Origin of the sequence: Pseudomonas sp. 2hn (assembly GCF_019646095.1) — a bacterium.
Classification (GTDB): Bacteria; Pseudomonadota; Gammaproteobacteria; order Pseudomonadales; family Pseudomonadaceae; genus Aquipseudomonas; species Aquipseudomonas peradeniyensis.
This window is the reverse complement of record NZ_CP081016.1, coordinates 1,356,884-1,383,083: the sequence shown is the minus strand read 5'-3', so window position 1 is coordinate 1,383,083 and position 26,200 is coordinate 1,356,884. Positions and strand designations below refer to the sequence as shown.

The 26,200-nt window shown below is 63.1% G+C and carries 20 protein-coding genes, 1 tRNA gene and 1 pseudogene; 6 read left to right on the top strand and 16 right to left on the bottom strand.

Going from position 1 to position 26,200, the window contains the following annotated elements:
- Positions 1 to 42: 42 nt before the first annotated feature.
- From K2O50_RS06455 to K2O50_RS06430, 6 genes are read right to left on the bottom strand one after another with little or no spacing between them, the layout of a single operon-like run.
- Positions 43 to 675, bottom strand: a complete 633-nt coding sequence (locus K2O50_RS06455; protein WP_156329584.1) for an N-acetyltransferase — start codon at positions 673 to 675, stop codon at positions 43 to 45.
- The gene (locus K2O50_RS06450; protein WP_050704280.1) at positions 668 to 2,413 is read right to left on the bottom strand and encodes a MutS-related protein; all 1,746 of its coding nucleotides are present in this window, start codon (positions 2,411 to 2,413) and stop codon (positions 668 to 670) included. Before K2O50_RS06450 ends, K2O50_RS06455 begins: the two co-directional genes overlap by 8 nt.
- Positions 2,414 to 2,459: 46 nt before the next feature.
- Entirely contained in the window at positions 2,460 to 3,653 is a 1,194-nt protein-coding gene (locus tag K2O50_RS06445) for a GNAT family N-acetyltransferase (protein ID WP_050704279.1), read from the bottom strand.
- Complete coding sequence (locus K2O50_RS06440; protein ID WP_050704278.1) at positions 3,643 to 4,830, bottom strand: GNAT family N-acetyltransferase; 1,188 nt, start codon at positions 4,828 to 4,830, stop codon at positions 3,643 to 3,645. The genes K2O50_RS06445 and K2O50_RS06440 overlap by 11 nt, the downstream gene beginning before the upstream one ends.
- Complete coding sequence (locus K2O50_RS06435) at positions 4,814 to 6,121, bottom strand: aminotransferase class I/II-fold pyridoxal phosphate-dependent enzyme (protein WP_050704277.1); 1,308 nt, start codon at positions 6,119 to 6,121, stop codon at positions 4,814 to 4,816. Before K2O50_RS06435 ends, K2O50_RS06440 begins: the two co-directional genes overlap by 17 nt.
- Positions 6,122 to 6,124: 3 nt before the next feature.
- Positions 6,125 to 7,294 carry a sterol desaturase family protein gene (locus K2O50_RS06430; protein ID WP_050704276.1) on the bottom strand — a complete coding sequence of 390 codons (1,170 nt, stop codon included), beginning with the start codon at positions 7,292 to 7,294 and terminating at the stop codon, positions 6,125 to 6,127.
- A 609-nt stretch (positions 7,295 to 7,903) separates the two neighbouring features.
- Here K2O50_RS06430 and K2O50_RS06425 point away from each other — a divergent pair.
- The 3 genes and pseudogenes from K2O50_RS06425 (at position 7,904) to K2O50_RS26855 (ending at position 11,421) form a co-directional block, all read left to right on the top strand.
- Positions 7,904 to 9,238: an APC family permease gene (locus K2O50_RS06425; RefSeq protein ID WP_050704275.1), complete on the top strand. Its 1,335-nt coding sequence runs from the start codon at positions 7,904 to 7,906 to the stop codon at positions 9,236 to 9,238.
- Positions 9,239 to 9,294: 56 nt separating this feature from the next.
- Positions 9,295 to 10,515, top strand: a pseudogene (locus K2O50_RS26860) (chemotaxis protein); the annotation flags it as partial.
- Between the two features lie 150 nt (positions 10,516 to 10,665).
- The gene (locus K2O50_RS26855) at positions 10,666 to 11,421 is read left to right on the top strand and encodes a methyl-accepting chemotaxis protein (RefSeq protein WP_371263126.1); all 756 of its coding nucleotides are present in this window, start codon (positions 10,666 to 10,668) and stop codon (positions 11,419 to 11,421) included.
- A gap of 357 nt (positions 11,422 to 11,778) precedes the next feature.
- Here the strand turns inward: K2O50_RS26855 and K2O50_RS06415 are convergent, their stop codons facing one another.
- Together K2O50_RS06415 and K2O50_RS06410 are read right to left on the bottom strand one after the other, a co-directional pair.
- Positions 11,779 to 13,080, bottom strand: a complete 1,302-nt coding sequence (locus K2O50_RS06415) for an IS4 family transposase (protein ID WP_050707627.1) — start codon at positions 13,078 to 13,080, stop codon at positions 11,779 to 11,781.
- A gap of 578 nt (positions 13,081 to 13,658) precedes the next feature.
- Entirely contained in the window at positions 13,659 to 14,684 is a 1,026-nt protein-coding gene (locus tag K2O50_RS06410; RefSeq protein WP_050707629.1) for an IS110 family transposase, read from the bottom strand.
- Between the two features lie 468 nt (positions 14,685 to 15,152).
- Between K2O50_RS06410 and K2O50_RS06405 the strand changes: the two genes are divergently transcribed.
- The 3 genes from K2O50_RS06405 to K2O50_RS06395 all read left to right on the top strand — a co-directional run bounded on the left by K2O50_RS06405 (position 15,153) and on the right by K2O50_RS06395 (position 20,300).
- Positions 15,153 to 16,922: a phosphoethanolamine transferase CptA gene (locus K2O50_RS06405; protein ID WP_050705286.1), complete on the top strand. Its 1,770-nt coding sequence runs from the start codon at positions 15,153 to 15,155 to the stop codon at positions 16,920 to 16,922.
- Positions 16,923 to 17,406: 484 nt separating this feature from the next.
- Complete coding sequence (locus tag K2O50_RS06400) at positions 17,407 to 18,960, top strand: amino acid permease (RefSeq protein ID WP_050705285.1); 1,554 nt, start codon at positions 17,407 to 17,409, stop codon at positions 18,958 to 18,960.
- 53 nt (positions 18,961 to 19,013) lie between these two features.
- Positions 19,014 to 20,300, top strand: coding sequence for an FAD-binding oxidoreductase (locus K2O50_RS06395; protein WP_050705284.1), 1,287 nt, complete (start codon positions 19,014 to 19,016; stop codon positions 20,298 to 20,300).
- Between the two features lie 71 nt (positions 20,301 to 20,371).
- Here K2O50_RS06395 and K2O50_RS06390 read toward each other — a convergent pair.
- The 8 genes from K2O50_RS06390 to tolR all read right to left on the bottom strand — a co-directional run bounded on the left by K2O50_RS06390 (position 20,372) and on the right by tolR (position 26,196).
- A tRNA-Lys gene (locus K2O50_RS06390) sits at positions 20,372 to 20,447 on the bottom strand.
- Positions 20,448 to 20,508: 61 nt separating this feature from the next.
- Positions 20,509 to 21,183, bottom strand: coding sequence for a 7-cyano-7-deazaguanine synthase QueC (gene queC, locus K2O50_RS06385; protein WP_050704481.1), 675 nt, complete (start codon positions 21,181 to 21,183; stop codon positions 20,509 to 20,511).
- A gap of 10 nt (positions 21,184 to 21,193) precedes the next feature.
- Positions 21,194 to 21,841 carry a 7-carboxy-7-deazaguanine synthase QueE gene (gene queE / locus K2O50_RS06380; protein WP_050704519.1) on the bottom strand — a complete coding sequence of 216 codons (648 nt, stop codon included), beginning with the start codon at positions 21,839 to 21,841 and terminating at the stop codon, positions 21,194 to 21,196.
- A 160-nt stretch (positions 21,842 to 22,001) separates the two neighbouring features.
- Complete coding sequence (ybgF, locus tag K2O50_RS06375) at positions 22,002 to 22,811, bottom strand: tol-pal system protein YbgF (RefSeq protein WP_050704480.1); 810 nt, start codon at positions 22,809 to 22,811, stop codon at positions 22,002 to 22,004.
- A gap of 6 nt (positions 22,812 to 22,817) precedes the next feature.
- Positions 22,818 to 23,315, bottom strand: a complete 498-nt coding sequence (pal, locus tag K2O50_RS06370; protein WP_028690581.1) for a peptidoglycan-associated lipoprotein Pal — start codon at positions 23,313 to 23,315, stop codon at positions 22,818 to 22,820.
- A 54-nt stretch (positions 23,316 to 23,369) separates the two neighbouring features.
- A complete protein-coding gene (gene tolB / locus K2O50_RS06365; protein WP_050704479.1) occupies positions 23,370 to 24,620 on the bottom strand; it encodes a Tol-Pal system beta propeller repeat protein TolB in 1,251 nt (416 codons plus the stop codon).
- 47 nt (positions 24,621 to 24,667) lie between these two features.
- On the bottom strand, positions 24,668 to 25,744 hold the full coding sequence (tolA, locus tag K2O50_RS06360; protein WP_050704478.1) for a cell envelope integrity protein TolA: 1,077 nt from the start codon (positions 25,742 to 25,744) through the stop codon (positions 24,668 to 24,670).
- The gene (tolR, locus tag K2O50_RS06355; protein ID WP_011535155.1) at positions 25,744 to 26,196 is read right to left on the bottom strand and encodes a protein TolR; all 453 of its coding nucleotides are present in this window, start codon (positions 26,194 to 26,196) and stop codon (positions 25,744 to 25,746) included. Before tolR ends, tolA begins: the two co-directional genes overlap by 1 nt.
- Positions 26,197 to 26,200 lie beyond the last annotated feature (4 nt).

The window sequence follows — 26,200 nt, the reverse complement described above, 5'->3', positions numbered from 1 at the left end:
TAGCACTGACCGGCCCGGCGTGAGACGCAAGTTTTCGCATCGTTATCCGCGGTTGCCCAGATCCAGGCTCATGCGCAACTGGTCGGCGAACAGAAAGCCGTCGCAACACACCCCCGGTATCTCGCTGTCAACCTGGAAACCATGGGCCCGGTACAAGCGCTGCGCCAGCTGGTTGTCGGTGTCCACATCCAGTTGCAGGCGCCCATGCCCCGCCGCCCGTGCCCGGGCGATGGCGCCTCGCAGCAGCCGCGTGCCAAGCCCCCGCCCGCGCGCCTGGGGCGCCACGGCCAGGTTGTACAGCCACAACGCATCGTGACCGGGCCGCGGATGGCGCGCCACCGACCGCTGCAGGCGGCGGATCACCCGCAACCCGGACAACCCCGGATAGAAACGCAGTATCGAGGTGAGCAGGGCCAGGTCGAAACGGGTCTTTTCGCGGGCACCAAGCGTAGCCACAACCCCTTGGCACTCCCCTGCCTGCAACAGCACCCGATGCCGGGCATGGCCAAACCAGCCCAGGTTGCGGGCAAAGGCGTGCGCCAGGTAAGGCTCCAGATGGCGTGTCCCGTAGATGAACGCCAGGGGTTGCGGCGCGATGCTGGCGACCAGCGGCACGACCTGGCCGACATGCCCGGCATCGGCGAGCTGCCCGCCCATGTCCAGTGTGTCAGTCACCCTTGAGCACTCCCATGCTGCGCAACAGGCGAATGGCGTTGGTGTTGCGCGAAATGCCGTGGCGCAGCTGATAGTTGAAGCGCAGCGCCTGTGCCTCGCCCTCTTCGAAACCTTCTTCGAAGTAGATGTTGCGGCCCAGCCCCTGGAGTTCAGGCGCCGTGGCCAGCGCCACGTTGTGGGTGGTGAGCATGCCCAGTGCCTGATGAGCGCAGAGGGTGCGCAGGATCTCGATGATCGCCAGGTTGCGCTCCTTCTCGTTGGTGCCCTTGAGCAGCTCGTCGAGCAGGTACAGCACCGGCTCCGCTGCCTGACGCACGGTGTCGATCACCGCCTTGACCTGCATGACCTCGCTCATGAAGTACGACAACCCCTGTTCCAGCGAGTCGCTGACCGAGATCGACGAGACCATGCGCATCCGCCCGAAAGCGAAATGCCGCGCCGCCACCACCGAGCCGGCCTGTGCCAGGCGCAGATTGAGGGCCACGGTACGCATGTAGGTGGTCTTGCCCGACATGTTGGAGCCCGTAATCACCGTGACCCGCCCCGGTACCAGCTCAATCGGGTTGGCGACCGCCCGCTCCGGGTGAATCAGCGGATGACAGGCCGCCTCGGCATGAATCTCGGCCTCGCCGATGGCTTCGGCCCAACACCAGCCCGGGTTCTCGTCCGCCAATCCGGCAAAGGCTGCCAGGGCCTCCAGCTCGGCGACCACCTCCAGCCACTCGGGCAAGCGACGACATTGCTCGCGCTTCCAGCGGGCCAGGGCACGGGCGCAATGGAAGTCCCAGAGCAGCAGGGCCTGGGCGAACACGCTGACGGTCGGGTTGTGCCGCAACCGGGCGTAGCCGAGGATGCCGTCAAGCTGGCGAATCGCCGCTGCCGGTGCCCGGCCATCGGCCTGCAGGCGCGTCACCTGGCGGCTCAGGCCCGGGCTGTCGAAGCGCTGCGCAACGGCCAGGGCCAACCAGTCCGACAAGCCACCAAGCGCATCGGCGGTATCGTCCGCACCGTCGAACACCTTGTGCCAGGCCTTGGCCCGCCAGCCGTAGAACATCAGATTGACCACGATACAGGCCAGCAACGCCAACGGCGGCACCACGCCGGCCAGCACCGCCACGACGCCACCCAGGCTGGCGAGCGTGGCAAGCAACCCCAGTACGACCTGCGCCGGCGGGAACACCCCGGCATCCACCCGAACCACCCATGCGGCCAGCCGCCCCAGCCCGTAGCCACGCGCATTGATCTGCAGCGCGTTAGCCGCCAGGGCCTGACGCAGGCTCCGGCGCTCGACCAACTCGGCAATGGCCGCCTGGCGCTCGGCCAGCTGGGCCGTGGTGGCCGGCAGGGTCAGCCAGGCGGCGATGCGTTCCTCACCCAGGCTGGTGGACTGGCTGAACAACAGCTGGCCCAGCGATGCCGGGCCAAACAGGTTGATGTCCAGGTCCTGCTTGTCGAACAGTGGACGCAGGCTGGTTGGACACGCGGGCAGGTCGTCGAAACGCCGGTCCAGCCGTGCCAGGGCCCACTGATTGAGCGTATCCCGGTGCTGTTGGTGGGCGATACGCTCGCGCAGGCCGGCATGACGCCGGACCAGCGCCACGAACAGCGCCAGGCAACCGCCGAAGGCCAACCACAGCCATGGCGCGAAGCCGTTCTCATAGCCATGCCAGGCCAGGGTGGGCATGGCCAGGAACACCAGCAGGCGCGCCCACTCGGTCTTGCGCAGGCGTGCCGACAACCGGACGGCCTGTTGCCGATGACGGCTCGACCTGGCCGTGAAGTCGTCACGCAGGGCCTGCCGGTTCCGCATCTGACTGGGCGGAGGCGCGGAAGATGCGGCGCTGGCCGGGCTGCTTGATATCGAACATTTCTGCGACATGAGGTCCTAGGATCCTGTTCAGGACGGGGTTCTTCAGCTTCAGGTACAGGCCGCTGCCGCTGAGCTGCGAGCCGAGGTTCTGCTTGACGAAATAGTTGGTGATGCCGAGGTCGACCCGCTCCGTGGCCGGCGAGGCAAACCGGCGCAACAGGTCGATGTGCAGCACATAGTAGGCGTTAACCGGCAGGTCCACGGCATAGTCACGGCCGAACAGGAACGGGTTGATGACCCGCTCGCCCACACCGCTGAGCACGAACGCCACGGCCCGGTCATTCGGATCAAGCAACACCGAGAACACGGCCTGGTCACTGCCTTGCAGGCGCTGAAGGAAAGCCAGTGGCAATTGCTCGCGCTGGTACTCAGTCGCATGCCGGTGTGTACACACATACAGCTCGTACAGCCGCTCCAGGCCGGGCACCTCGCCCTCATGGTGAAGCACCCGGTAACCGGAGGTTTCGAAACTGCTCAGTGCCTTCTTGAGGATCTTGCGGCTGTTGGCCTTGAGCCGGGCGTAATGCCCTGCCCAGTCCAGGCCGTGCAGGTGGATGAGTGCCAGGGGGTAGTTGTGGCAATGACGAAAGCCGCGCCTGTGCAGCAGGCCGTCGAATGCGGCATGACTGGCGTTCTCGCGGTCCAGGTCACGCACCACGTGCACCCGGGCCTGCGGCAGCGCCCGTTCGGCACTGGTCACCAGCAGCGCGAACAGTTCGTCCTGGTCATGCTCCGGCGCTACCCACCAGTGCTGCCCTGCCGTTTCGAAACAGCCCAGCATGGCCACCCGCAGCATGCCGATCCGCGGCACCAGCCGCCGCAGCGGGCCAACGCCACGGCGCAACCAGGCTGGCGCTTCGGCCATCAGGTCCAGGTCCTGCTGGGTGACGAACAGCATCCCGGCGACTTGCGCCGATCCAGGCCGGCGCGCCACCAGGTAGCGGTAGTCACGATCGTGGAAACAAGCCTCGACCACCTGCATGAACGCGTGGCTGCGAAACGGATGATGGAAGGCCAGGGTGCTGTCCCACAGGCTCTGGTCGAGGTCGTCGATGCTGTCGAAAACCTGCACCTGCCAGGTATCCAGGTCGTAGGTTTCAATCAGCATGGTCGAGCAATCCTTGGGCCTTGAGACTGTCCAGGTAGGCATCGTGGTGCTTGAACACATTGCGCAGCGCCGGAATCTGCGGCGCCGGGAACAGTCCGTCGCGCAGCAGGTACAACAGTCGGTTGACCCAGCCTCGACGATGGCGGATGTAGAAATACAGCGGTGAGGAAACGGCCCCGATGCTGAACTTGGCCTCGTAGCTGGTCTGGCCCAGCTCGATGTACGGCACGCCACGACGCTCGGCCTCCTCGACGATGCGGTACAGGCAGTTGAAATACAGGCTGCCGGCATCGCGATAGGCGTAATCGATGCCCAGGTACAGCGGATGCAACGCATCGCCCGCGAGGAACAACTCGAACGCCACCAGACGCTGCTCATCGAAGCAGAGCAAGGCGTAGGCCTGGGTACCAAGGCAGTGGCAGACCTCACGGAAGAACGCTTCGGAGAGACGCTCGAATCGGGTGCTGGAGCGTTCGAGCACGTTCAGGTAGAGCCGATGCATTTGTGTTGCATGATCGGCGAAGTTCACTTCGACCACCCAGCGCAAGCCCGCTTCGTCGAACGTCCTGCGGCGCTTCTTCAATACGTTGCGGTACTTGCTGAGCATGTTGTCGACATAACCCATGCCATTCACCGCCGCAGTGCTCACAAAGGTGGTGTCGGGGCTGCGGCACAGCAGGTAGTGCTCGCCGAACGCCGCTGAAAGCCGCCGCTGCAGGGCCTGGTCGAACTCCTTGAGGCAGACGAACCCGATACCCAACGCGTCGGCCTTGGCCTGCAATTCCTGATGCAGCATCGCAAGCACCGGATCCCAGGCCCCCTCCCGTACCCCGGGCAGGCCCAGCAGGTCGGAACAGATCGCCAACGGGCTGCCGATGACGAACAGGCGTGCCTTGAGCAAGCGCCCGTACACCCTGCGCGCCTGCCGCACCACGGCCTGAACCTCCACCGGCGCGAGGTCGGACAGCGAATAGTCCATCACGAAACACGGCACGATGCCGACCAACCGCCCGTCACGCAGCACCCTGAGGTAATGAAAGCTGTCGACGATGCCTGCTCGCTCCAATGCCTGCTGCAGTTCGTACGAGGCGGTCACCCTGCCGGCGCCGAAGCAGGCCTGCCATTCGCTCCTTCCGATATCACTCAGTTGCCGGGTCCACTCAAACACGACGGCCATCCCGGGCTCCGTGCGCATCGATCAGCCGCAGTGTCCGGCCAACGTCGGTGATGGCCTCGATGCTGTAGTCGAGTTCTTCTCGGGTGAGATTGGCACTGAGGTTGATGCGCACCCGGGCACGCGAACGGCTCACCGCCGGGTGAGCCACCGGATTGACGTAGACGCCGCGCAGGTGCAAGGCCTTGGCCAGCTCGTAGGCCTTGTGCTCTTCGTAGGTCATCAGCGGGATGATGCTGCTGCGTGTGTCGAGCAGGTCGAAGCCACGGGCGCGCAGGGTCGCGACAAAGTACTCGGTCTTGTCGCGCAATTGCTCGATGATCTGTGGCGAAGCCTCCAGCACATCCAGCGCGGCGATGATCGAGGCCAGCACAGGGGGCGGCAGCGACGCCGAGAAAATGTAAGGGTTGGCGCCTGCACGCAAGAGGCTGGCGGTTTCATGGCGAGTGGCGATGAAGCCGCCGACACCCGGCAACCCCTTGCTCAGGCTGCCGGTCAGCACATCGACCTGCCCCGCTACCCCGAACAACGCCGGCGTGCCCCGCCCATGGGGCCCCAGGTGCCCCGTGCCATGGGCATCGTCGACGATCAGGAAGGCGTTGTAGCGCCTGGCGAGTTCGGCGATCCGGTCCAGCGGAGCAAGGTCGCCGTCCATGCTGAACACGCCATCGGTGACAATGAACTTGCGCTGTTGCGCGGGAAGGCGCTGCAGGTGACTCTCCAGGCTGCGTAGCGAGGCATGGCGGTAAGGCACTACCCGCGCCGCGCTCAGACGCAGGCCATCGACGATCGACTGGTGATTGAGCATGTCGCTGAGCACCACGTCGCCCTCGCGGCACAGGGTTCCCAGGGCTGCCAGGTTGGCGGCGAACCCCGACGAGAAGGTGATCACCGCCTCGACCCCGAGGAACTGCGCCAGGCGCCGCTCCATCTCCAGGTGCAGCTCGCTGGTACCGTTGAGCAGGCGCACGCCGCTGGAGGTGGTGCCGTAATGGCGTATGGCGTCGATGGCCGCCTCGTTGATACGGGGATGGCCATTGAGCCCGGAGTAGTTGTACGACCCCAGGTGCAACACGTCACGGCGCTCGGGGACCCTGGCATGCTCGCTGAAGCTGACCGAGGCATGCTTGGTCGGCATCGAATGGAACACCCGCCCGATGACGTCCATGTAGCCCTGCCCCACCAGACTTTCGAGGCGTTCGAGCAGGCTCTCCAGGGCCTGGTTGTCGCGGGCCAGCCGCTGGGGCTGCGCCCCGTCATCGGCCGAGCCCCGCAAGGCGCTTGTCGGGTTCATCAATCACTCCTTGATCAACAATGGATTGCGCCGCACGGCCAGCAGGGGCAGGCAGCAGCTCAGGATTGCCAACAGCAGCAACCAGGCTCCGCCGGTCGCCTGCCACCACAGGAACAGGCTGGCCAGCGCCAGCCCCAGATACAACGGCCAGCGCAGGTGCGCCAGGCCGGACTCGCGGTGGCCGGCGCTATTGGCCGCCAACAGGAATGCGAGCGCCGCCAGGGCCGCCTGCCCCGGCGGCAGGACGGCGTACTGGGTCACCAGGAAAAAACCGAGGAACAAGGCCGGCAGGTAGTCCGGCCAGGCGAATGCGCCCAGCCCCAGGCTGGCGTGTTGCTCGACGACCCGGGTATGCGCCGGACTGCCGAACAGCACCCGCAACTTGCCACGCAACCCGCTGGCTTCCCGCGCCGAACGCAGGCAATGCCGATAGAGGAAGAAGTTCAGGTGGCCAGGCGAGCCCGGCTGGCTGATCGGCGTGGTCACCCCGTAACGCACCGGTTCCTGCGGCAGTTCACGCTGGTAAGTACCGAACAGGCGGTCCCAGATCACCAGGAAACAGCCGAAGTTCTTGTCCAGGTAGCGATCGTTGCTGGCGTGATGGACCCGATGCTGGGACGGCGTGACCAGGATTCGCTCCAGCACGCCCAGCTCAGGGATCAGTGGCGAATGGATGAAGAACTGGTAGATCAGCTGCGCGGCCACCACCAGCAGGTAGTGTTGCAGGGGGATGCCCAGCACCGCCATGGGCAGAAAGAACAGCCAGACGGTGAAATTGCCCAGCCAGCCTATGCGCACTGCGGTCGTGAGATTGAAGGCGGTACCGCAGTGGTGGATCAGGTGATTGCACCAGAGCAGCGCGCATTTGTGATGGGCCCAGTGATTGACCCAGTACAGGAAGTCATAGACGAGGAAGGCAAAGGCGATGTTCGCCCAGGGGCTGCCCAGGTCCAGCCCCAGTGACCAATGGCTGTGCAGGTAAGCATAAAGCCCGAGGCTGGTCGCGGCGAACAGCACGCCGACCGCCAGGTTGCCGATGCCGAGGACGAAATTGACCAGTCCCTCGGCCGGGTGCCAGTCCGCTGTCCGGCGCCAGGCCAGCCATGCCCCCTCGACCACGATCGAGCCGAGTACCAGCACCAGCAGGTAATCCAGAAACGCCGCGCTCTCCATGCCAGCTCCCTTGCCCAGGGCGTGCCAGGATTGGCGCGCCAGCAGACTCCTGATCCGTGGAGCCCGGCCCGGCCAACCCGTTGCAGGGCCGCCAGGCGAGTACTCTTACTAGAACGAATCACCCTAGAAGGGATAAAGGAAAAATCCATGACAGCCGTCGCAAGCGCGACGTATTTCGTCACAGCACATTTCAGGTAAGCGTTAATTTTTATCAACACACATAACGAGGAAAACACTCAAAAAACGACGAGAAAACCAAAATAGCGACTAGTCGTTCAATAAAAATTCACAAAACCCCGACATGCTGTCGTGTTTCACTTGACACCCCCACCCCCTTCGTCGTTTATTTTTCCCGCTTTGCGTCGCGCCCGATAAACCACAACTACAGGCAAGCGCCCCGATCATGCCGATCCCGTCCTCGAATCATCTTCGCCACCCCCTCGTGCACGTCCGCCATCCACGCCCCGGCCCCTCGATCGGCTGATCCGCGTACCTTCTGCCACGCCCTCGGGCGTTACCTGCCGCTCCAACTACCAATGGTGAATAACATGGAGCCCATCCGCACGTCCTTGCCGCACACCTCCGTCTGCCCCCCAGAGGAGGCACGCCATGCAGCCTGACGCCCAGTTCCGCAAGTCCCTGCGTCTCTGGCATGTGGTGATCATCGGCCTGGCCTACCTCACCCCGATGACCGTGTTCGACACCTTCGGCATCGTCTCCGGCATCACCGCCGGACACGTGCCCAGCGCCTACCTCCTGGCCCTGGCCGGCATCCTGTTCACAGCCGTGAGCTACGGCACCCTGGTGCGGCGCTTCCCGCAATCGGGCTCGGCCTATACCTACACCCAGCGTGCCATCAATCCGCACGTGGGCTTCCTGGTGGGCTGGTCATCCCTGCTGGACTACCTGCTGCTGCCCATGGTCAACGCGCTGCTGGCCAAGCTCTACCTGTCGGCGATGTTCCCCGAGGTGCCGGCCTGGGTGTGGGTGGCCGGTTTCGTCACCCTGATCAGCCTGATCAACATGCGCAGCGTCAACCTGGTGGCGCACTTCAACCTGCTGTTCGTCGCCGTGCAGGTGGCGATCATCGGCGTGTTCATCTACCTGTGCTGGCGTGGCCTGGACCACGGCGAGGGGCTGGGCACCGCCTGGAGCCTGGTGCCGTTCGCCGACGACCAGACCCAGTTCGCCGCCCTGGCCGCCGGCGCGACCATCCTGTGCTTCTCGTTCCTGGGCTTCGACGCGGTGACCTGCCTGTCGGAAGAGACCCGCGACCCGGGCAAGACCATCCCACGAGCGATCTTCCTCACCGCGCTGATCGGCGGCGTGGTGTTCATCGGCGTGTCCTACTTCATCCAGGCCTACTTCCCCACCATGGCGCGCTTCCATGACCAGGAAGCGGCCCTGCCGGAAATCGCCCTGTATGTCGGCGGCAAGCTGTTCCAGTCGATCTTCATCGCCTGCACGGTGATCAACACCATCGCCTCGGGCCTGGCCTCGCAGACCAGTGTGTCGCGCCTGCTGTACGTGATGGGCCGCGACAACGTGATCCCGGCCGGGGTATTTGCCCGCCTGCACCCGCGCTACAAGACCCCGGTGCTGAACATCGCCGTGGTCGGCCTGATCTCGCTATCGGCGATCTTCTTCGACCTGGTCACCGCCACCTCGGTGATCAACTTCGGCGCGCTGGTGGCGTTCAGCTTCGTCAACCTCTCGGTGATCAACCACTGCTATATCCGCGAAGGCCGCAACAAGGGCCTGACGAACAACCTCAAGTATCTGGTGGCGCCGACGATAGGCTTCTGCATCATCGTCTCGCTGTGGCTGGACCTGAACGAACACTCGTTGTTGTTCGGCGGTGTCTGGGCCCTGCTTGGCGTGCTCTACCTGGCCTGGCTGACCAAGGCCTTCAGGGTCGCGCCACCGAACTGCATCGCCGACTGACCCCGCCGACGCCCGCCTGACCGCGGGCGTCCTGTTTGCCCGAGAAGGAAAAGCCCATGTTGCTGCGCCGTCTCTCCATCCAGTGGAAGATCACCCTGCTTGCCGGCCTCTGCCTGCTGGCCATCGTCGCCCTGCTGGTGGCCACCTCGCTCACCCAGGCCCGGCGCAGCGCCGAGCAGGTGTTCCAGGCCAACACCGAGCTGCTCGACCACAGCGCCCGCCTGCGCCTGCAGGCCCACGGCGAGACCCAGGCCCTGCGCATCCAGCGCTACTTCATGGACGCCTACCAGTACGGCAACGGCTTCGCCCGCCTGGTACAGGCACTCAAGGCCCGTGGCGGCGCCGACCTGCGCGCCGACCTCAGCCGCGAGGCGCGCACCGCCCTGGCCGGCAACGCCGACCTGATCGGCCTGTACCTGGTGTTCCAGCCCAACGCCCTGGACCAACAGGACGCCCGCTTCGCCGGCCAGGTCGACAACGGCAGCAACGACAGCGGCCGCTTCTCCCTGTACTGGTCGCAGCCCAGCACCGGCAACCTCGAGGTGGAGGCGATGCCCGAGTCGATGCTCGCCGACACCAGCATCGGCGCCAACGGTTCGCCCTACAACCGCTGGCTGACCTGCCCGCTTGAGACCGCCAAGGCCTGTGTGCTCGACCCGTACTTCGACGAGGTCAACGGCCACCAGGTACTGATGACCAGCATCGCCCTGCCGCTGCTGGAAAACGGCAAGGTGGTGGGCGTGGTCGGCCTGGACATCGGCCTGGACAATCTGCAGCAACTGAGCCTGGCCGGCCGCCAGGAGCTGTTCGATGGCCAGGGCCAGGTCAGCATCGTCAGCCCTTCGGGCCTGCTCGCCGGCCACAGCCAGGACGCCAACCAGCTGAGCAAGACCGTGGAGCAGGCCTTCGGCGCCAGCGCCACCGCGCTGGCCGGCCCGCTGCGCGCCGGCCAGGCGGTCGAGCGTCTGGACGATGGCACCATGCGCATTTCCCGCCCTTTCGCCCCAATCCCCGGCGCGGCGCCGTGGCAGGTCCTGCTTGAGCTGCCCGAGCAGGTGCTGCAGGCTCCCGCCGTCGCCCTCAACCAGCGCCTGGACAGTCAGAACCAGAGCGCCAACCTGGTCAGCCTGCTGATTGGCCTGGGCGCCGCCGTGCTGGGGCTGCTGCTGGTGTGGCTGACCGCCCGTGGCGTGACCCGGCCGATCCTGGCCGTGGCCGCCCGCCTGAAGGACATCGCCAGCGGCGAAGGCGACCTGACCCGGCGCCTGGACTACGCCCGCGACGACGAACTGGGCCAGCTGACCGGCTGGTTCAACCGTTTCCTCGACAAGCTCCAGCCGGTGATCGCCCAGCTCAAGGGTTCCCTGCAGGAGGCCCGTGGTACGGCCGACCAGTCGGCGCTGATCGCCAGCCAGACCAGTGACGGCATGCAGCAACAGCACCGCGAGATCGAGCAGGTGGCCACCGCCGCCAACGAGATGAGCGCCACTGCCCACGACGTCGCCCACAATGCCGCCCAGGCAGCGCAAGCCGCACGCGGCGCCGACCAGGCGACCCGTGATGGCCTGGCGCGGGTGGCCGCCACCCGCGAGGCGATCGGCGAGCTGGCCGGTGGCATGGACGCGGCCATGGACGAGGCCCGGGCCCTGGAAAGCCGCGGCGAGCAGATCGGCTCGGTGCTCGAGGTGATCCGTGCCATCGCCGAGCAGACCAACCTGCTGGCACTCAACGCCGCCATCGAGGCCGCCCGCGCTGGTGAAGCCGGGCGTGGTTTCGCAGTGGTCGCCGACGAGGTGCGCAACCTGGCCCAGCGTACGCAGGTGTCGGTGGAGGAGATCCGCCAGGTGATCGAGGGGCTGCAGCAAGGCACCCAGGACGTGGTCGGCGCGATGCACGCCGGCCAGCGCCAGGCCCAGGACAGCGCCGCGCAGATGGAGCAGACGCTGCCGGCGCTGCAGCGGATCGGTGAGGCGGTGGCGGTGATCACCGACATGAACCTGCAGATCGCCTCGGCGGCCGAGGAACAGAGCGCCGTGGCCGAGGAGGTCAACCGTAACGTGGCGGGGATACGTGATGTGACCGAGTCGCTGGCCGGACAGGCCGATGAGTCGGCGAGGATCAGCCAGGCGCTGAACCGCCTGGCCAACCAACAGCAGGTGTTGATGGAGCAGTTCCGGGTGTAGCCGTTGCTTGATCTTGATCTTGATCTTGATCTTGATCTTGATCTTGATCTTGATCTTGATCTTGATCTTGATCGCAAGGCTAACCCCCTCCCCACGAGCGATAGCTACGCCAGCCCAGGCGCCGCCCGTACCTTCGCGACTTCAGGAGGCCGAACGCAGGACTTGCGGAGGGAGGTGACGGGCATGGATGCCCGTCAAGCGCTGGGGCCCAGGATGGGCCCTGCAGCGCGGTCCTCCCGGGAGCAAGGCCGGAGTGAGGGGACCCGGAGCGAAGCGTAGGGCCGGATGAATGGAGCGAGGATTTTTTGGTTCCTTTTTGATCCTTCAAAAAGGAACTCGCCGTAAGGGCCATCCCTTTCAAGGTCTTTTGGTTTTAGCGGCCTTGATGACCCGATCCGTCGAAACGTGGGCATGCACAGCCGTACCTTGCACCCAGGCCTTCGCTTTGGGCACCTTGGGGCCTCGTGGACTTTTCACGACCTGTTTGGGCTGGATGTTTCTGGCTAGCTCCAGCAGGCGCTGGGCCAGTTTGTCTATCGGTACAACTGGCATGTACTCGGATGGCAGGGCAATCTGCATGCCTTCGTAACCCCCTCTGATCTGCACCGCCAAGTGATAGATCGAGGCTTCCCAATTATCGGGCAAGGCATCCCGATGGGCCTGCTCAACACTACGTTTGAGCAAGGCCAGAACGTTGTATGCCAGAACGGCAGTGGTGAAGCCAAGCAAGGCAGCTCGCGGGCTGCCAAGGGTTTCAATTTCACTTTCCAGAATCGCTTCCAGTCGCTGAAACATCCCTTCGATGCTCCAGCGACGGCGATAGAAGTCTGCGATTTGTTGTGCACTGATGCTCTCGGGCAGATTGCTCCAGAACATCAAGCTGTTATCACCTGAGTCGTTTGGCGAATGAAGTGTCAACTCGACACGTCGCCAGCAGTGCCCGCCTTTTACTTCGATGGATTGCTCGCGCACTGTGCCTGTTGCTACCGGCATCGGTGCTTGCCACTCACCTTCTTGGATCAAGCGGGGATGTTTGGCTTGCTGGCGAATGACAAATGATGTGCTCACCTGTTCGCACGCCTCCATGACAGGCAGCGTGCAGTAGAGGCGATCAGCGACCCAGACCTGATTGGCCTTTGCTTGAGCCAGTAACGGCAAGACACAGACGCGCTCACTTGCGTAGGCGTCTTCACACGGTTGGAGGTCGATCACCTGATCCAGATCGGGATCGTAGACCACTACCGAGAACCCGGGGCGAGCCGCCCCACGCTCTTGGCGCAACGCACCAAGACGCTTTTCGGTGGAGGCCAGGTGGCTTCCATCGACTATCCGAACTTGCCAATCAGGAAGCATGGCTGAATAGCCCAACTCATGGATTGTCGGCGCCAAGCGCTGCGCACAGCCTGTCACCAGAGCACGCAACAGGGCAGGTTCGGTTCGACTGATCTTGTCGTAAAGGGCCGCCAGACTGACGGGAAGGTCGTCTAGTTGTCTCGCGGCAGCATGTAAGGATGGCTTCAAGCCCAGAGAAACAAGCGACATCAGCTTGACGATGGTCGAGAACAGCAATTCGCGAGAATACTGCCGTTGCCGGTGCTCCTCGAAAACCTGATCGACCCACTCCGGCGCAATGGCCTGCTCCAAGGCAAGTTTGGCCATTACGCTGGCGGGTGCTTTTTTCTCGAATCGCGCTAGTACATCAGCCCACATCGTTCGGGTCTTCCTGACTGGATTTCAGTGGATTCTACCGAAGACCTTGAAAGGGATGGCCGTAAGGGCGAAAAGGTGACTATGCGTCGACATCGCAAATGAATGCACTTACAACTATTAAAACCGACGCCGACCGCATTTGACTTTGACTTTGACTTTGACTTTGACTTTTAGAGCATGAGTTTTGAAATTTATATGCGCATTCATTTGCGATGGTGACGCATAGTCACCTTTCCGCCCTTACGGCGGGTCCCTTTTTGAAGGATCAAAATCTATGGTCACCCCGTTTTCTGCAATACTGTTCATCAGATGAAATGGATGGCTTGCGTAAATCTATCCGGCGTCTGATGGGCTCGTATCCGCCCGCGCCACGATGAGCGTTCGCACCTGACAATCCTTAAAAAGTAAGCGGCTTCCAAGAGCCATTTTTGATCCCAGGATCATCGTCAGGCCGATCGGCCGTTTGTTTCATCTGTTGTACAGCTATCGCAAAACCTGATGGTGAAACACGGTGCAGCACTACGGGGTCAGGCGTTCATGGCGCCTGGCTCCGTTTTATATTGCGTGTGCCGAGTGGTAATGGCCCAAGCGATGCGTGCCAGTTTGTTGGCCAACGCGCAGGCCACCACGTTGGAGTGACGTCGAGCGAGCAGTGAGCGCACCCAATCGGCTAATGGGCCTTTCTGGTACTTCAAACGCATCAGGTAAACCCGTGCGCATTGCACCAGCAAGCGTCGAAGGTTCTTGTCGCCGCGCTTGCTAATCCCCAGCAAATTCTGTCTGCCACCGGTACTGTACTGACGGGGCACCAGACCTACAGAGGCCGCAAAGTCCCGGCTACTGCCGTATTGCTGGCCATCGCCCATTTCCACAGCCAGCAGGCTGGCGGTGATCGGTCCGACACACGGAATACTCAGCAAACGACTACCCAGATCATCGTCAGTCAGCTGGCTCACCAGCTCTTCGTCCAACAACTTGATCTGCTCGCTCAGGTAGACGAAATGCTCATGTAGCCGCTGCAACAATGCGACAAGACGTACAGGCAAGTCGTGCTCTTCAAGCACAGAAGCGAGGCGTTTGACCACTGCCAGTCCGGTCGGCAGGCTGACGCCGAATTCGAGCAGGAACCCATGCATCTGGTTCACCGTCTTGGTTCGGTCGCGGATCAATGATTCACGCATCCGATGAGAAACAGAGAGCGTTTGCTGCTCAGGCGATTTTGGCGTCACAAAGCGCATGGAAGGCCGGGAAGCAGCTTCGCAGATGGCTTGCGCATCAACGAAGTCGTTTTTGTTGCTCTTGACGAAAGGCTTAACAAACTGAGGCGAGATCAGCTTGGCTTCATGCCCCATCGCCGTGAGTTCTCGAGCCAGATAGTGCGAACCGGCACAGGCCTCCATCACCACCGTGCAGGGAGGATGATTGGCCAGAAACCGCATCATCTGCAGCCTTGAGCACTTCTTGCGCGATACCTCTTTGCCGAACTTGTCCTGGGCATGCAGGTGGAAGGTATGTTTGCCGATGTCGATGCCGATCAGTGTCACGGTGCTCATGATGACGGTCTCCGAAGAAAAAACACCCTGCGAAAGCGTACGCCTCGCAGGGTGCCGGGGTGACCATCTCATTAAGGAACCAAAAAATCCTCGCTCCATTCATCCGGCCCCTACGCTTCGCTCCGGGGTCCCCTCGCTCCGTTCTTGCTCCCGGGAGGACCGCGCTGAACGCCCCATCCTGGGGCGCAGCGCTTGACGGGCATCCATGCCCGTCACCTCCCTTCGCAAGAACTCCGCTCGGCCTCCTGAAGTCGCAATTGGTGTTGCCTGATCTACCGCGCGTTTAGAAGCAAAAGCAAACAGCAACAACGAGAGCGAACAACAAGAACGAACAACAAGAGCAAGTTACTCGCATCTCACTCGTCGGTCTCTCCGGGACTTTCATGAATTGTTAACGATCTTTTCACGCGGCCCCCTTTAGCGTCGCCTGCCAACCAATCCGGCAGGCAACCGCTCTCTGAGGCATACGTGTCCCGTACAACTCCCCCCGCCCGCAAATCCATCGACTGGCCCGGCCTCGGCTGGCTCCTGCTGTTCTTCTGGTACTTCTCCGGCATCACCCAGGCCCTGCTGTTGTTCAGCGGCACCACCGGCTTCGCCGGCTTTCGCGACGCCCTGTTCCTCAGCAGCCTGTGGCTGGCCCCAGTACTGCTGCTGCCGCGCCTGACCCGCCCCCTCGCCGCCCTGATCGGGCTGGTGTTGTGGGCCAGCTCGCTGGTCGGCCTGAGCTATTTCGGCATCTACCGCCAGGAGTTCTCGCAAAGCGTCATCTTCGTGATGTTCGAGTCCAACACCGCCGAAGCCGGGGAATACTTCAGCCAGTACTTCAGCGTCTGGCTGTGCCTGGGGCTGCTACTCTACAGCGCGATCGCCGTGCTGCTGTGGCGGCGCATCCGCCCGGTCACCCTGCCACGGTACAGCCGCTTGCCGGTGGTCGCCGTGCTACTGACGGCAACCCTGGGCTACCCGTTCTACAAGCAGATGGTCTCCCAGCAACGCAGCTTCGCCGACGCCCGGGAAAAGGTCGAGCAGCGCATGGCGGCCGCAGTGCCCTGGCAACTGGTGGTCGGCTACCGGCAGTACCGCCAGCAGCTGGACAACATGCAGGCCCTACTGGAGCAGAACGCCGCCCTGCCGCCGTTGCAGGACCTCAAGGACAACAGCGGCGACGCGCCACGCACACTTGTGCTGGTACTGGGCGAGTCCACCACCCGCGAGCACATGCACCTGTACGGCTACGACCGTGACACCACGCCGAACCTCGATGCCCTGGCCGCCCGCGACAAGGGCCTCACCGTGTTCCGCAACGTCGTCTCACCACGCCCGTACACCATCGAAGTGATGCAGCAGATCCTCACCTTCGGCGATCAACAGCACCCTGACCGTTTCCTCACCGATCCGTCGCTGATCAACCTGATGAAACAGGCTGGCTACAAGACCTTCTGGATCACCAACCAGCAGACGATGACCAAGCGCAACACCATGCTCACCACCTTCTCGCAGCAGACGGACGTGCCGGTCTACCTGAACAACCAGCGCAACCAGAACGCCAGCCAGTACGACAGCGTGGTGCTGGAGCCTTTCGAAAAGGCCCTGCAGGACCCGGCCAGCAAGAAGCTGATCATCGTTCACCTGCTCGGCACGCACATGGATTACCGCTACCGCTATCCGGCCGGCTTCGACCACTTCAAGGACAACACCGGCGCGCCGGCGGCGCTGTCTCCCGACCAGGTACAGACCTACAACTTCTATGACAACGCCGTGCGCTACAACGATTTCGTCGTGTCCGACCTGATCAAGCGCTATTCGGCCAGCACACCGAACGGCTTCCTGCTGTACCTCTCCGACCATGGCGAGGACGTCTACAGTTCAGGCAATCATGATCGCCTCGGCCGCAACGAGGCCAACCCGACCCGGCCGATGTACACCATCCCCTTCCTGCTCTGGACCTCGCCCAGCTGGCAGGCGGCGCACCCGCGCGACCTGCAGTCGATGGTCAACCGCCCCTACAGCAGCGCACACCTGATCCACACCCTGTCCGACCTGGCGGGCCTGAGCTACGACCGCTACGAGCCGGCCAAAAGCCTGGTCAACGAAGCGTTCACCGCCAGCCCACGCTGGATCGGCGACCCGTACGCGAAAAACGGGCTGCACGAGTTCGACAACCTGCCCGGCACCCGAGTGAAGCAGGAACAGCGGACCGCCAGCAGCGGCACGGTTCGCCCTGACGAAGGCTGACAGCCCGCGACAAGGCTGCCCCTCATACCAATCCCTCCGCTTGAAGGGACACGCCCCCAAAACCGATATCTGGTCTCTCAGATATCGGTTTTTTGTTGCATCAATGATGAATAAATTTCCGCCATATTGTTTCGTACATTTCATGACAAATACAAAACGACAATATTCCACTTCAGAATGACGTCACTGCATCTCAGCAAATACTGGAAACTCAGATGAATGCGTGCGAATACCCGCTTGGGCACATGAACAAAACGACGAAATTAAACATTCCAAAATGGAATGATGTAGCAACTAATTGTCGTTTGTTGAGAACGCCTTTCAACGCCAATACTGATTTCAATCAATGCAATCGCGAGCGCCGCGGCACTGGAGAAGCCGCCGGCCGACCGGCGCCCAAACCGCGCCCGTCACCTGCAACTGGAAGTGGTCAGATCACAACAAAAACAACAACTCACCCGAATGCAGATCCAATAGGTTGCCCATGACCCATTCGAACAACAACGCAAGTTTGACTGCCGCAACCCCGCCTTCCGGACACCTCAAACGCACCCTTACCAGCCGCCACCTGAACATGATCGCCATCGGCGGCTCCATCGGCACCGGCCTGTTCGTCTCCTCCGGCGCCACCATCGCCCAGTCCGGCCCCGGCGGCGCGCTGCTGGCCTTCGCGGTGATCGGCCTGATGGTCTACTTCCTGATGACCAGCCTCGGTGAAATGGCCGCGTGCATGCCGGTCAGCGGCTCGTTCTCCACCTACGCCTCGCGCTACGTGGAAGAAAGCTTCGGCTTCGCCCTGGGCTGGAACTACTGGTACTCCTGGGCCGTGACCATCGCCGTGGACCTGGTGGCCGTGCAGATCATCATGCTCTACTGGTTCCCGGACACGCCCGGGGTGATCTGGAGCGCGGCCTTCCTGGTGCTGCTGTTCGCCCTCAACGTCGCCTCGGTGCGCTTCTTCGGCGAGGCGGAATTCTGGTTCGCCCTGATCAAGGTCATCACCATCATCATCTTCATCGCCGTGGGCGTACTGATGCTCATGGGCATCCTCGAAGGCGGCCAGGACGGCGGCGCCCACCTCTGGCAGATCGGCGACGCGCCCATCGCCGGCGGCCTGCCGGCGCTGATCGGCGTGGCGATGATCGTCGGCTTCTCGTTCCAGGGCACCGAGTTCGTCGGCATCGCCGCCGGCGAAACGGAAAACCCGGGGCGCAACATTCCCAAGGCCGTGCGCCAGATCTTCTGGCGCATCCTGCTGTTCTACGTGCTCACCATCGTCGTGATCGGCCTGCTGATCCCCTACACCGATCCACGACTGCTCAAGGATGGCCTGTCTGACGTCACCATCAGCCCGTTCACCCTGATCTTCGCCAAGGCCGACATGCTCGCCGCCGCCGCCGTGATGAACGCAGTGATCCTGACCTCGGTACTGTCTGCCGGCAACTCAGGCATGTACGCCTCCTCGCGCATGCTCTACAGCCTGGCGCTGGAGCGCAAGGCGCCGGCCATCTTCGCCCGGGTCACCCGCAGCGGCACGCCGGTCTGGGCGCTGCTGGCCACCGCCGCGGTCGCCGGCCTGTGCCTGCTGAGCTTCCTGTTCAGCCCCGGCAAGCTCTACCTGTGGCTGCTCAACACCTCCGGCATGCTCGGCTTCATCGCCTGGCTGGGCATCGCGATCAGCCATTACCGCTTCCGCCGCGGCTACCTGTTCCACGGCAACGACCTGGCGAAACTGCCGTACGTGTCGAAGTACTTCCCATTCGGCCCGCTGTTCGCCTTCGGCCTGTGCATGGTGGTGATGCTCGGGCAGAACTACCAGGCATTCATCGGCGGGCAGATCGACTGGATCGGCGCCTTCGCCACCTACGTCGGCCTGGTGCTGTTCGTGGTGGTCTGGTTCGGCCACAAGTTGGTCACAGGTTCCAGGGTGGTGCGCTACAGGGAAATGGACTTCTCCAGCATCGAGATGCGCAAGGCCGAACGCAGCAAGGCAGAGCCCGCCGGCGATGCGCTCGCGGCCAGCCAGCAGCCCGCCTGAACACTCCATTGGCGGACCCGCCCCGGTCCGCCCACCACTGCTCCGGGACCCTGATGAACAGCACCTTCGACTCCTACTACGAAGCCACCGCCAGCAGAACCTTCTATCCCGCTCAAAGCGGACGCACCGATACGCGTGTGTGCATCCTCGGTGGCGGCCTGGCCGGACTGTCGACCGCGATAGGGCTGGCCGAGCGCGGGGTGAGCGATGTGACGCTCCTCGAGTCGCAACGCGTCGGCCACGGCGCCTCAGGACGCAACGGCGGCTTCGTCTTCGGCGGCTACAGCCTCGGCAACGCCGACCTGCTGTCGGCCCTGGGCGCCCACGAGGCACGCAAGTTGTATCGGCTGACACTCGACGCCGTCGATCTGATCCGCGAGCGCACCCGCCGCTACACCATCGATTGCGACCTGGTCGACCAGGGCGTGATCCTCGCCAACTGGTTCAACGACCCGTCGCGCCTGGAGAAACCGCGCCAGCTGATGAAGCAGGCCTATGGCGTCGACTGGGAATACATCGCACCCGGCGACCTGAAGGAACAGCTCAGGACCGAGCGCTATTACGGCGGGTTGCTGGAGCGCAACGCATTCCACTTCCATCCGCTCAAGTACGTCTGCGGCATTGCCCAGGCCGCCACCCAGGCCGGGGTGACGATCTTTGAGCAGTCGCCGGTGACCAGCATCGAGAAGAAGGCCGGTGGCTACATCGTGCGCACCGGCCAGGGCGAAGTCCATGCCGAGGAAGTGGTGTTCTCCGCAGGGGGCTATGCCCGCGGCGTCTACGCCCCGATCGAACGCGCCGTGCTGCCGATCGCCACCTACGTGGTGACCACACCGCCATTGGGCGCACGCCTGCCGGATGCCATCAACTGCCAGTCGGCCATCTACGACACTCGCTTCGCCTTCGATTACTACCGCCCGCTGAAAGACACCCGGATCCTCTGGGGCGGACGCATCTCCATCCTTGATCGCGGCCCGCAGGCCATCGCCAAGCTGCTCAAGGCCGACCTGGTGAGCGTCTATCCGCAACTCGAGGACGTTGAGCTGGAATATTCCTGGGGCGGCCTGATGAGCTATGGGCGCCACCAGATGGCGCAGATCGGCCAGGACGCCAACGGCATCTGGCACGCCGTCGGTTTCGGTGGCCATGGCATGGCACCGACCACGGTCGCCGGCGAAGTCCTGGCGGACGCCATCGCCCGCCGCCTGCCGATACCGAGCGGTTTCAGCCAGTTCGGCCTCGACCGCACCTTCGGGATTGCCGGCCTGGTGGCAGCGCAGGCCACCTACACCGCCTACCAGGCGCGCGATGCCTTCGATGCGCGACGCCTGAACCGTTGACGGTGAGTCAGCCCACTTTTCGATAGGCATGAAAAAGCCCGCCATGAAGGCGGGCTTTTTCGTACAGCATATGGTGGGTCGTGTAGGATTCGAACCTACGACCAATTGGTTAAAAGCCAACTGCTCTACCAACTGAGCTAACGACCCGTTGGATGGCGCGTATATTACTGATTTCTCAGAGGAAATCAACACCCCATCGCAAAATTTTTCAGAAATACCGGGTGGGATCCTCTACGCCGGCCGCCTTGAAGCCGTCGGCACGCAGGCGGCAGCTGTCGCACTTGCCGCAGGCACGCCCGTCGTCGTCGGCCTGGTAGCAGGAAACGGTCAGGCTGTAGTCCACGCCACGGGCGATCCCCGCCTGGACGATCTGTGCCTTGCTCAGGTTCTGCAACGGTGCCTGGATGCGGAAGCCCTGCCCCTCCACACCCGCCTTGGTGGCCAGGTTGGCCATGCGCTCGAAGGCTTCGACGAATTCCGGGCGGCAGTCCGGATAACCGGAATAGTCCACGGCGTTGACACCGATGAAGATGTCACGGGCTTCGAGCACCTCCGCCCAGCCCAGGGCCAGGGACAGGAACACGGTGTTGCGAGCCGGCACGTAGGTGACCGGAATCCCCTCGCTCGGCGCCTCGGGCACATCGATGCTGCTGTCGGTCAAGGCCGAGCCACCGATGCCGTCGAGGTTCAGGCCGATCACCTTGTGTTCGACCACGCCCAGGTCACGGGCCACCCGTGCCGCGGCGTTGAGCTCGGCGCGATGGCGCTGGCCGTAGTCGAAACTCATGGTGTAGCACTGGTAGCCGTCGGCCTTGGCCATGGCCACCACGGTGGCCGAGTCCAGGCCACCGGACAACAGGATTACCGCGCGTTTGTCAGTCATGTCTTGCTCCTCAACGTCCGGGTTCGTCGTTCCACAGCAGCTTGTGCAGCTGCAGCTGGAAACGCACGGGCAGGTTGTCGGCGACGATCCAGTCGGCCAGGTCGGTGGCGCTCACCTGATGGTGGCTGGGCGAAAACAGCACCTCCCCGGCACGCTCGGCCAGGTTGTACTGAATCAGCTTGGAAACCGCCCAATCGTAGTCCTCGCGGGAACAGATGACGAACTTGACCTGGTCATTGCCGGTCAGCAGCTCGATGTTCTCGTAGCGGTTACGATGGGACTCTTCCGAGCCTGGGGTCTTGAGGTCGACCACGCGGCTGACGCGAGTGTCGACGCCACTGATGTCGAGGGCGCCGCTGGTTTCCAGCGACACGTCATAACCGGCGTCGCACAGGCGCTGCAGCAACGGCAGCGCGTTGGGCTGGGCCAGCGGCTCGCCGCCGGTCACGCAGACGTAGCGCGGCTTGAAGCCGGCGACCTGCTCGAGGATCGAATCAAGGGTGCGAATAGTGCCGCCACTGAAGGCGTAGGCACTGTCGCAGTACTGGCAGCGCAGGGGGCAACCGGTCAGGCGCACGAAAACCGTGGGCAGCCCGGCCGTTCGCGTTTCACCCTGCAACGAGTAAAACACTTCGGTGATGCGTAATGTGTCTTGCATGATCGCCACGGGCGTGACAGCTGAACAGGCTGTCCGCCTCCGTCAGGCACTGTCGCGGACTCGACATGGCGTTATCCGCGGCAGCGTGTTTACGAAAAAAGGGCCGTGATTCTAACGAAAAAACCCGCGACAGGCGCGGGTTTCTTCATCAACGGGTCGCTCAGAGCTTCTGCAGGTCGCGCTGGGCCAGTTGTGCGGCGGAAGTGCCGGGGTACTGGGTGATGACCTGCTGCAGGATGCCCTTGACCTTGTCGGTGTGGCCCATGCGGCGCTCGACATCGGCCAGCTTGTACAGCGAATCTGGCACCTTGCTGTGTTTCGGGTACTTCTGACCGACTTCGGCGAAGGCCTGGCTGGCGCCTTGCAGGTCGCCCTTGGCCAGGTTGACCTCGCCGAGCCAGTACTGGGCATTGCCGGCGTACTGGCTGTTGGGGTACTTGCGCAGGAAGGCGTTGAAGGCCTGGCTGGCCTTGTCGAAGTCCTTCTGCTTGATCAGGTCGAAAGCGGCGTCGTAATACAGCTTCTCTTTCGCCGGATCACCCGGCTCGCTGCTGGCGGCCGGTGGCTGCGCGGCGCTGGCGCCGGCAGCGGCACCCGTGGCTGCGTTGTTCGCGCCACCGGTGGAGGAATTGTCTGGAGTCGCGGCAGGCGCGGCACCGCTGCTGAGGCGGCGATCGAGATCCTGGTAGCGCTCGAGGTTTTCCTGCTTCATGCGCGACACATCGTTCTGCAACTCTTCGATGATGCCTTGCTGGCGGGAAATCTGGTCCTGCATCTGCTGCAGCTGCATGAACAGCTGGCCATTTGCAGAAGCAGGGGCCGAAGCCCCTGCTCCGGCATAGGCGCCGCTCGTGCCATAACCCGCAGGTGGATAGCCACCCGCGTTGTCATCTACTACGGGAACCGCAGCCCACGCCGAAAGGGGCAGGCTGAGTGCGAGGACGGTTACAGCACGACGGCACATACGCATAAGAACTTACTTACGCAGTTCTACGCGGCGGTTCTGAGCCCAGGACTGCTCGTCGTTGCCGGTGGCAACTGGACGCTCTTCGCCGTAGGAAACCAGTTCCAGCTGAGCAGGGGAAACGCCCTGCAGAACCAGGTAGCGCTGAACGGCCTTGGCACGACGCTCACCCAGAGCCATGTTGTACTCGCGGGTGCCGCGCTCGTCGGTGTTGCCTTCCAGAACAACGCGGTTGCCGTTGGCTTTCAGGTCCTTGGCGTGAACGTCCAGGGAGCGCATGGCTTCTGGCTTCAGATCCGAGCTGTCGTATTCGAAGTAGAAGGTGGTGATTGCGCGCAGGGCGGCTTCTTCGCTCAGGGAGCCGTCGACAGCGCCAGTGTTGGCACCGTAGCCAGCGTTCGGGTCAACAGCGCCTTCACCAGCGTTGTCACCGCCTTTCGAGGAGCAACCTACAGCTACGGCCATGGCCAGAGCCAGCGCAGCGAATTTACCAAACTTCAGCATTTCCATCGTGAAACTCCTAATGAAACCCCAGTGTGTTAAGCAAAACGTGTTACGCCGCAATCAGTTCAGGTAAGGGGACCAGGACGGTTCTCTGACTTCGCCTTGAGCGGTAGGAAGCGGGAGCCTCACGCGGCCGTTAAGCGACACGAGCATCAAGACTCCCCGGCCCTGCTGGCGGGTGGCGTAGATTAGCATGGTGCCGTTTGGCGCAACAGTGGGAGACTCATCAAGACTGGTCTCGGTGAGAATCTTTACACTTCCGCGTTGCAGGTCCTGGGCGGCCACCTTGAAGTTGGTGAAGCCCTGCTGGCGATGGATCATCACCAGGGTCTTCTCGTCCGCCGACAGTTTCGGGTTGGCGTTGTAGTTACCCACGAATGTCACGCGCTCGGCGCCACCGCCACCGACCGACTGCTTGTAGATCTGCGGCTTGCCGCCACGGTCGGAGGTGAAGTACAGGGTGTTGCCATCCTTGCCCCAGAACGGCTCGGTGTTGATGCCCGGGCCTGCGGTCACGCGAGTGATCTGGCGCGAAGCCACGTTCATCACGTAGATGTCCGGGTTGCCGTCCTTGGACAGCACGAACGCCAGGCGGGTGCCGTCAGGCGACCAGGCCGGGGCGCCGTTCAGGCCCTCGAAGTTGGTGATCTGCTCGCGGCGACCGGTGTCGATGTGCTGGATGAAGATGCGCGGGCGCTTCTGCTCGAACGAGACATAGGCGATACGCTTGCCATCCGGCGCGAAACGCGGCGACAGGATTGGTTCACGCGACTGCAACAGGGTCACTGCACGGGCACCGTCGTAGTCCGAACGCTGCAGGGTGTAGCGGGTGTTGTTGGTCGAGAAACGCTCGGCGGTCACGTACAGCATGCGGGTGGAGAACGCACCCTTGATGCCGGTGAGTTTCTCGAACGACTGGTCGGCGATGTAGTGGGCCATGTCGCGCAGCTGGTCGACGCCGCCGGCAACGCTGCCGGTCAGCACTTGCTGTTCGGTGGCGACGTTGAACAGCGCATAGCTCACCTGCAGGCGGCCACCGGCCGGAACGATGCTGCCGACCATGACGTACTGGGCGCCCAGGGCTTTCCAGTCACGGAAGATCACTTCGCTGGCCTGGGTCGGCAGGCTGATCATGTTCTGCCGCGGGATCGGCCCGTAGTAGCCGGAGTTGCGCAGGTCGTTGCTGATGATGTCAGCCATGTCTTCGGGCAGCACGCTGCCGCCCTGCACGCCGAACGGCACTACCGCAATGGGAGTTGCCCGGTCGCTACCGCTGGTGACCAGGATGTTCTTTTCTTCTGCCATGGCCATGCCTGCCACGCAGCAGAGCAAGACCAGGAGTCCTCTCAGACGTTTAATCACAACGCTAGATCCTCAGGTGTAAATGTCATCTTGAATGAACGATACGGATTGAAATCGCTCGGCTTCAAGCCCTGCATCTCGGTCAACCGACCAATGTTCTTCACCGCGGCCACGGCCGAGCTGTCGAACGGACCGTCGCCGCTGGACTTGGCCACACTCACGTTGGTGATGGTGCCGTCCGGCAGCATGTTGATCTGCAGAACTACCGTCATGCCCTTGCGCGCAGATGGCGGACGCGCCCAACCTTCGGCCGCGCGCATGCGGATCAGGTCGTCGAAGTCGCCGGCCACCTGATCACCCTGCTCGTCGGCCAGCGCCTGCTGCCGCTCGGTGGTGTCGGACAACAGCTCGGCGAGCGCCTGGGCCTTCTTGTCTTCCGCCGCCTTGCGGGCCGCTTCCTGTGCCTTTTTCTTCTGGGCGTCTGCTGCGGCCTTTTTCTTGGCCTCTTCAGCTGCCTTCTTCTTCGCGTCCTCGGCCGCCGCTTTCTTCTTGGCGTCCTCGGCTGCTTTTTTCTTCGCGTCTTCGGCGGCTTTCTTCTTCGCCTCTTCCGCAGCTTGTTTCTTGGCTTCTTCCTCGGCCTGCTTCTTGGCCTCTTCCTCAGCCTTCTTCTTGGCGATGTCGGCCTGCTGCTTTTCAGCGGCCTTCTTCGCCTCCTCGGCTTTCTTGGCCTCGGCGGCTTTCTTCTGCTCGGCGGCCTTGGCGGCCTCCTCAGCCTTCTTCGCCTCGGCGGCTTCGCGAGCCTCCTCGGCCTTTTGAGCGGCGTCGGCTTTCTTTTGTTCCGCGGCCTTCACGGCCTCCTGCTCGACCTTCTTCTGCTCCAGCTGCTCGACCTCGGTCTGGCGCGAAGCAGTCTTCTTCGCCTCCCCGGCAATCTTCTGATTGGTCTGGGTGGTCGCCTGGCTCTTGGACTTGAGCTGGTAGAGCGTGGCCTGGACGATGGGCTTGGATGGTGGCAGCTCGGGGGTCATGGCAAAGCTGACGAACAGCATGCCGAACACCAGCACATGCAGGCCAATGGCCCAGACACTGGGCCAGAAGTAGCTTTCCGAGGCGGATGGCTCTCGCTGCTGCATCAGGGCGCCTCGGTAATCAGGCCAACGTTACCGACACCGGCCTTCTGCAACCCGCCCATGGCGCCCATGACCGCGCCGTAGTCGACGGCCTTGTCGCCACGGATGAAGACCTGGGTCTGCTTGCCCTGGTCACGGCCGGCGGCAATGATCTTGGTCACCGCACCGGTCATTTCCGGCAAGGTCATGGCCTTGTCCATCTGCTTGTCGGTGTCGACTTCGCTGCCAAGGTTCCAGTAGTAGGTCTTGTCGGCCTTGATCGAGATGGTCAGGACCTGGACGTTGTTGTCCTGCGGCAGGGCTTCGCTGGAAACCTTGGGCAGATCCACCTTCACGCCCTGGTTGAGCATGGGGGCGGTCACCATGAAGATGACCAGCAGCACCAGCATCACGTCGATGTAGGGCACCACGTTCATCTCGGCGACCGGCTTGCGTTTGTGGCGAACTCGGGCCATGGGT

Coding starts and splice junctions, on each gene's coding strand:
- K2O50_RS06445 (WP_050704279.1), bottom strand. CDS start 3,653: ATGCTGATTGAAACCTACGACCTGGATACCTGGCAGGTGCAGGTTTTC.
- K2O50_RS06440 (WP_050704278.1), bottom strand. CDS start 4,830: ATGGCCGTCGTGTTTGAGTGGACCCGGCAACTGAGTGATATCGGAAGG.
- K2O50_RS06435 (WP_050704277.1), bottom strand. CDS start 6,121: ATGAACCCGACAAGCGCCTTGCGGGGCTCGGCCGATGACGGGGCGCAG.
- K2O50_RS06430 (WP_050704276.1), bottom strand. CDS start 7,294: ATGGAGAGCGCGGCGTTTCTGGATTACCTGCTGGTGCTGGTACTCGGC.
- K2O50_RS06425 (WP_050704275.1), top strand. CDS start 7,904: ATGCAGCCTGACGCCCAGTTCCGCAAGTCCCTGCGTCTCTGGCATGTG.
- K2O50_RS26855 (WP_371263126.1), top strand. CDS start 10,666: ATGCAGCAACAGCACCGCGAGATCGAGCAGGTGGCCACCGCCGCCAAC.
- K2O50_RS06415 (WP_050707627.1), bottom strand. CDS start 13,080: ATGGCCAAACTTGCCTTGGAGCAGGCCATTGCGCCGGAGTGGGTCGAT.
- K2O50_RS06410 (WP_050707629.1), bottom strand. CDS start 14,684: ATGAGCACCGTGACACTGATCGGCATCGACATCGGCAAACATACCTTC.
- K2O50_RS06400 (WP_050705285.1), top strand. CDS start 17,407: ATGACCCATTCGAACAACAACGCAAGTTTGACTGCCGCAACCCCGCCT.
- K2O50_RS06395 (WP_050705284.1), top strand. CDS start 19,014: ATGAACAGCACCTTCGACTCCTACTACGAAGCCACCGCCAGCAGAACC.
- queC (WP_050704481.1), bottom strand. CDS start 21,183: ATGACTGACAAACGCGCGGTAATCCTGTTGTCCGGTGGCCTGGACTCG.
- queE (WP_050704519.1), bottom strand. CDS start 21,841: ATGCAAGACACATTACGCATCACCGAAGTGTTTTACTCGTTGCAGGGT.
- ybgF (WP_050704480.1), bottom strand. CDS start 22,811: ATGCGTATGTGCCGTCGTGCTGTAACCGTCCTCGCACTCAGCCTGCCC.
- pal (WP_028690581.1), bottom strand. CDS start 23,315: ATGGAAATGCTGAAGTTTGGTAAATTCGCTGCGCTGGCTCTGGCCATG.
- tolB (WP_050704479.1), bottom strand. CDS start 24,620: ATGGCCATGGCAGAAGAAAAGAACATCCTGGTCACCAGCGGTAGCGAC.
- tolA (WP_050704478.1), bottom strand. CDS start 25,744: ATGCAGCAGCGAGAGCCATCCGCCTCGGAAAGCTACTTCTGGCCCAGT.
- tolR (WP_011535155.1), bottom strand. CDS start 26,196: ATGGCCCGAGTTCGCCACAAACGCAAGCCGGTCGCCGAGATGAACGTG.